Genomic DNA, 6,000 nt, shown 5'->3' on the forward strand with positions numbered 1-6,000 from the left:
TTGTTGCATGGAAATTTAAGAGAATACTTGTGTAACTATCTACTGCTGACTATTAATACTAAAATTGGTACATCTATAACTAGCTGATGTGCATTTCTCGTTAGGGGTATTGGATTTTTCCAGCCAAACTGATTTAATCAATTATTTGGCAGCCATACTGCCCCATGATAAGAATGTCTCTCCGCTACATTTAAAATGCGAACTATTGCGGAAATTAACGAAAAAATCAACAGTCAAACTGCGGTAGTCTTAACGGTTGAGGAATTAAAGGCGCGAGTTTTAGAAGTTGGTGTAAGTAAAGTTGCCCAAGAGGTTGATGTAGTTACTACCGGCACTTTTGAACCAATGGAATCGACAGGTGCCATCCTGAATCTTGGACACACTGACCCACCAATCAAAATTCGCCGTTGCTGGTTAGATGGCGTTCCAGCATACAGTGGTTTTGGGGCTGTAGATTTATACCTGGGTGCTAGTTGTGCTGTAGACGTGATGGATGGTGAAGAAGTCCGGGAACGTGGCGGTGGTCATGTCATAGAAGATTTAATCGCAGGCAAACCTATACACGTCAGAGCGCAAGGACAAGTAACTGATTGTTATCCAAGAGCGAGTTTTGAAACGACAATTACCCGCGACACAATAAATCAGTTTTATTTATTCAATCCCCGGAATCTCTATCAAAATTTTATCGTGGGTGTGAATGGAGGCGATCGCCTACTTCATACCTATCTCGGCCCTTTACAACCACGCTTGGGAAACGCTGTTTACTCTAATCCTGGGGCAATTTCCCCCCTATTCAATGACCCGACGTTGCAACTCGTTGGCATCGGTACAAGGATTTTCTTGGGTGGTGGGATTGGTTATGTTGCTTGGGAAGGTACTCAACACTTTCCTTTACAAAAGCGCCTAGCTAATCAAACACCAATTGGCCCGTCTGCGACTCTAGCTCTAATTGGTGATGCTAAACAAATGGATGCTCGTTGGGTGAGGGGTTGCTATTTTAAAAGCTATGGCCCTTCGTTGATGTTGGGCGTAGGTGTCCCACTGCCGGTGCTAAATGAAGAGGTTGTAGAACACTGTGCAGTTCAAGACCAAGATTTAGTCGCGCCGATTGTAGACTTTGCCATTCCTCGGCGTGTCCGTCCCACATTTGGTTTGGTGAGTTACGCCCAACTCAAGTCTGGGCGTATCACCATCGAGGGTAAAACTGTGAGGGTTGCTCCTCTGGCTAGTGTGTTTCTATCTCGGCAAGTAGCCATAGAGTTAAAACAATGGATTGAAGCAGGTACTTTTACTCTCACAGAACCAGTAGCCCCAATTCCCAAAGAGCGCTCCTTTCTACCTCAAGACCGTTGGATGGATTTTTAAATCAGTTATTCAGTTATCAGCATTTTGATAACTGATAACTGTTCACTGATTTAGACCCCTACACCCTATTCAGTCGGCTTTGGTTTCTTAATCGGCTTCGGAGTCGGTGTTTTTGGTTGGGGTTTGGAAACCGCAGAAGCTTCGCCGCCGACTTTCTTGACGGGGCGGGGAGTTTCTCCGGGTCGTCTGGGGGGGAATGGTTTTCTGGAACCACCACGGGGGCCGCCGCCACCACCTTTGAACGGTGGTCGGCGTTTTTTGGGCAAATCAGCGATCGCTTCGGCACTTTGTACTACCAGAACGTCCCCTTCTCGCTTGGCTTGGAAGTCCCAAAACTTCCCTACAGCTTTGGTTGTCAGCACTCCCCGCAATTTCAACTTAAAATATTTAGGTTTATCAGTTGGCTTACGTGGAGCCTGCTTAATTTTGACAACTAAGCTCTTGGCATCAAAAGACTGGTAAACTACTTCACCACGGACGGAAAAACCACCATCGGGAATATTGGATGAAGTGGCTGGGGTGCTTGTAGCTGCTGCTGGCTCATCGGGTATCGTTAACTCTTGTGAACCCGAATCTTGCTCATCCTCTTCTGTCGAATGTTTAGCCAGATTTTCTGGTTCCCAAACCCCGACGATTTGGATATGCAAAGTGTCGTTTTCTTGCCTTGTGCGGGGATAAACTACCCACAAATGATCTTTTTCCAGGTCTAGGTGATTCTTGACTAAGCTCATAATCCGACCCAAGAGGACGGCGTTGAGTTCTACGCCATCTGTGGTCAGCAAGATACCTTGAGTAAATTGTTCATCGCTGGCACGGTAACGACCCCGGACTAAACCAATGGCGCGGTATTGCATTGGTTCACTGGGAGGCGGAATTGGTTGCTGGCGATCGGCTAAGTTCCCATCTGAGTCAATCTCACTAGTGTTGACGGATGAATTTTCAGACTTAGAGGACTGGGGCGCTGCTATATGAATATTAGCGGCTGCCTCTATGTTAGTTTGAGGCTGATCGGAGGCAAAAGAGTTGGAAGATTCAGGCGAAGGCATCAGGTCGGAAGTCATAAAAACTCCTTGCGGCGGAGACACATCCCAATTATGGGATTTTACTAAAGCATCGAGAGAGAGCGCTTGTGCGGCTGATGAAAGTATATTTGCTTTTCACAAAATCACATCAGAACGCCCTATACAATTTTAAAGACGCTAGACTCGTCATTCTACTCTAAATCTGTAATTTAGCGCCTTTACACTAGTTTCGGAAGCATATCATAGCTTCTATTCTGATGGCTCCTCCTAAAGTCATCACTTACTTTAGCAGTGCTAACTGGTGGTTTGTTATAAATTTCACAGGTATTTGACGGTATTCCGCACAGTTTTGGAAATTTTTAACTTTCTAATTTGTGTCGATAATAATGTGATTATAGTTATGGAGGGCGTTTAAATCGTGTCTCAACCGCGCAATCGCTGGATAGTTCAACTCATCTTAGCGCTGGCAGTTCTAGCCTTTGTAGGTGTTTCTGTAGTTCCCATTATTGGGGCGCTGAATAATACGTCACCCTCAAACCAGAATAGTGCTAGTAACCCAGGCGACTCACTTAGTTCTAACCAAAAATCTAAATTGGAAGACGAAGTACGTGGATATGAACTGGTTTTACAACGGGAACCAGAAAACCAAACCGCATTGAAGGGTCTATTACAAGCGCGGCTACAGCTTTTAGCTTTAAAACAAGGTAATGTCCAAAATGTAATAGAACCTCTAGAAAAGCTAGCCAAGCTTAATCCTGATCAATCAGAGTATGGAGTGCTATTAGCTCAAGCCAAACAGCAAATTGGTGACAAAGAAGGCGCGGCTACAGCTTATCGCTCAATTTTGGATACAAAACCCGGTGACTTAAAGGCTTTGCAGGGGATGGTGGTTCTCCTGTTAGACCAGCAACGCCCAGAAGCGGCTGTTGGTTTATTGCAAGACACCCTCACTAATGCTACCCAGGCAAACACCATCCAGCCCGGAAGTATTGATGTAGTGGCTGTACAGGTTTTACTGGGCAATGTTCATGCTTCTCAGAAACGTTATCCTCAGGCTATTTCGGCATTTGACCAAGCAATTAAGAGAGATGCTAAGGACTTCCGTCCAGTTTTGGCAAAGGCAATGCTCTTAAAGCAACAGGGTCAAGCAGCAGAAGCTAAACCTTTGTTTGATAGCGCTTTGGCTTTAGCTCCTGCTCAATACAAAGATGAGATTAACAAAGCTGCATCTATACCTCCTGCTCCCACCCCGCCTGTTTCGCCAACGCCTACACCTGAAGGTAGTCCGCAGCAGTGAGGGAGATGAGTAAGGAGAAGAAGCACAGGGGGAGCAAGTGGCGTAGCAGAGGGGAGAACTTACTCAAATACTCTCTCCCTGCCCCAATTCTTCGTTCTTCCTCATCTCTGACATCACACTCCCTCAATAGCAGCCACCACACCAAAAATTAAAAACAAGCATCCGCCTGCAAAGGTGAGTTGACGTTCAGAAATTTTCCCAGCAATCATTTTGCCACCAATTACAGCGATCGCCGCACAAATGGCATGACCTAAAATGGCTCCTATTGTCACGCCAATGGCGTTCTTACCTGCGGCTAAAGCTATGGTGGCAATTTGGGTGCGATCGCCCCACTCTGCCATAAAGGTCAAGACAAAGGCCTCTGATACAATCGACAAAGGAGTTTTTCGTTTTGGTAGCTGCAAATCTGCTTTTTCTACGGCTGCTTTTGCCTCTTCCATTTCTTCCATAACTTCAGCTTTATCAGCCGCCGCCGTTATCTTACTAGCTTGGTACAACAACTTAATACCAAAGAAAATAAATAAAACAATTACAGCGTAGTGGGTATAAACTTCTGGCAACCTAGACACTGCTTTGCCAAATAACACCGATATTATTGTCATTGCGGCTAAAGCTGCTACCACACCCGTAAATACCCATCGCCGTGAATGGTGCATAGCCAATATCATAGCGATGAAAAAAGTTTTATCCCCTAATTCTGAAACTGTAATTAGTAATAAACCTGCGGTAAAAGCTGTTAGCACTGTCTCAAGCTCCTGAAAAACGTTTACCGATGTGAAGCTTGATGAATGCCAAAAGACCTCACCAAGCGCACATCTTGAATGTGAACTTAGTGAAGGTCTCGCTTCCAAATATTTAATAGTTGTCATCTGAACCAGGCTCATCGCCAGTATGTTGATTCAGATGTACTGGCTTTTGCCAGCAGCTACTCCCCTTCTATTGCTATAGGATTATATATTTGTCTCAGGTACGAGTCAAGTACACAGGGAAAGACTTTTTACCTTGGTGACTCTGTGGTTAATCAATTAATTTGCAACCACAAAGACACAGAGAAAAAATCGAATAGTTTAACTATTAACAGCCACAGGCTTTTGTGACTCAAGTCCGACTAGTTTTTCGCTCAAATCCCATAGACGTTCAGCCTTTTCGTCATCACGGGCTTGGGGAGAAACTTTCTGCACAAAAGACTTGCCATCTTTCTTCTGACGATTTCCCCAACTCCAATAAGCACCTGATTGCTTGTATTCAGGAGCAGCAACCACATCTGCAACTCTTTCTCCTGCCAAGTCTTGGGATACATATCCCCCAGTGATATATTTCTGGAATAGGGGAAAGATTTTTTGGAATAGGGGATAGTGGTTGCGGAATAGTGGTGTTTCTGCCACACAACCCGGATAAAGAGAAGTGAAGGAAATTCCTGTTGAGTCATGATAGCGACGATGCAGTTCCCGCATTGTCAGGACGTTACAAACTTTGCTGTCTTTGTAAGCCTTAACAGGTTCAAACTTCTTACCATCAATCATGGAAATGGGCGGTTTAAAGCCTTGGGCAAACCCTTCCAAATTGCCTAAGTCTGGACGTGGTGGAATCTTCCCACCTAGTTCGTCTGGGTTGTGGGTGACTGTTCCCAAAATCACAAGTCTTCTATCCGCAGCTGATGACTTCTGCAAATCCTCAAGCAAGAGGTTGCATAGAAGAAAATGACCAAGGTGATTAGTAGTCATGGTTAACTCATAACCTTCTGGGCTGCGTAAAGGCTCTTTGATTAAGGGCATATAAATGGCGGCGTTGCACACCAAAGCCTCTAAAGACTTACCGCTTGCTCTAAAGTTATTCACAAACTGACGCACACTATCCAAAGAACCGAGATCAATGTGCATGATGGTGTAGTTGTCCTTAGGGATTCCCACTTCTTGAGCAGCTTGTTCCGCCTTCTCTAAATTGCGGCAAGCCATGACAACGTGCCATCCTCGTTTAGCGAGGGCTTTGGCTGCGTATAAACCAACCCCAGAAGAAGCTCCAGTGATTACAACCGTTGACTTTAGATCCTGTGCCATTGTCTTAAGACTCTATATAATCGCCTTTTCCTATTTTCAGGATCTTACATCAATGAGTTGCTACCTCTGATTGGTTGATTACTGACTGTTACATAGAGTCACATCAATCTTAACTTTTTGGTTTAGATTACTTCACAAATTTGGTTGCTGTTGTGACAACTCTCCCGCTAATTGCAAGCAATATAGCGGGAGCATCTCAAATTCACATAAGAGACTTGCTGCTTCACGGGCTGACTAATGTCTAAGCCTCCACAGCCAG

At 44.9% G+C, this 6,000-nt stretch carries 5 protein-coding genes; 2 read left to right on the forward strand and 3 right to left on the reverse strand.

The window, feature by feature from the left end; all coding sequences use genetic code 11:
* The first annotated feature begins 195 nt into the window (after positions 1-195).
* Positions 196-1,365 (forward strand): homocysteine biosynthesis protein, encoded by a 1,170-nt coding sequence (locus H6G18_RS22180; RefSeq protein ID WP_190409260.1) that lies wholly within the window; start codon positions 196-198, stop codon positions 1,363-1,365.
* 65 nt (positions 1,366-1,430) lie between these two features.
* On the opposite strand, the gene H6G18_RS22185 is transcribed toward H6G18_RS22180, so the two are convergent.
* A complete protein-coding gene (locus H6G18_RS22185) occupies positions 1,431-2,426 on the reverse strand; it encodes a hypothetical protein (RefSeq protein WP_190409261.1) in 996 nt (331 codons plus the stop codon).
* 379 nt (positions 2,427-2,805) lie between these two features.
* Here H6G18_RS22185 and H6G18_RS22190 point away from each other — a divergent pair, with 379 nt between their 5' ends.
* Entirely contained in the window at positions 2,806-3,684 is an 879-nt protein-coding gene (locus tag H6G18_RS22190) for a tetratricopeptide repeat protein (RefSeq protein ID WP_190409262.1), read from the forward strand.
* 113 nt (positions 3,685-3,797) lie between these two features.
* Here the strand turns inward: H6G18_RS22190 and H6G18_RS22195 are convergent, their stop codons facing one another.
* A complete protein-coding gene (locus H6G18_RS22195) occupies positions 3,798-4,427 on the reverse strand; it encodes a TMEM165/GDT1 family protein (protein WP_190409263.1) in 630 nt (209 codons plus the stop codon).
* Positions 4,428-4,751: 324 nt separating this feature from the next.
* A complete protein-coding gene (locus H6G18_RS22200) occupies positions 4,752-5,741 on the reverse strand; it encodes a protochlorophyllide reductase (protein WP_190409264.1) in 990 nt (329 codons plus the stop codon).
* Positions 5,742-6,000 lie beyond the last annotated feature (259 nt).

It is taken from the genome of Anabaena subtropica FACHB-260, assembly GCF_014697105.1.
Taxonomy (GTDB): Bacteria; Cyanobacteriota; Cyanobacteriia; order Cyanobacteriales; family Nostocaceae; genus Trichormus; species Trichormus subtropicus.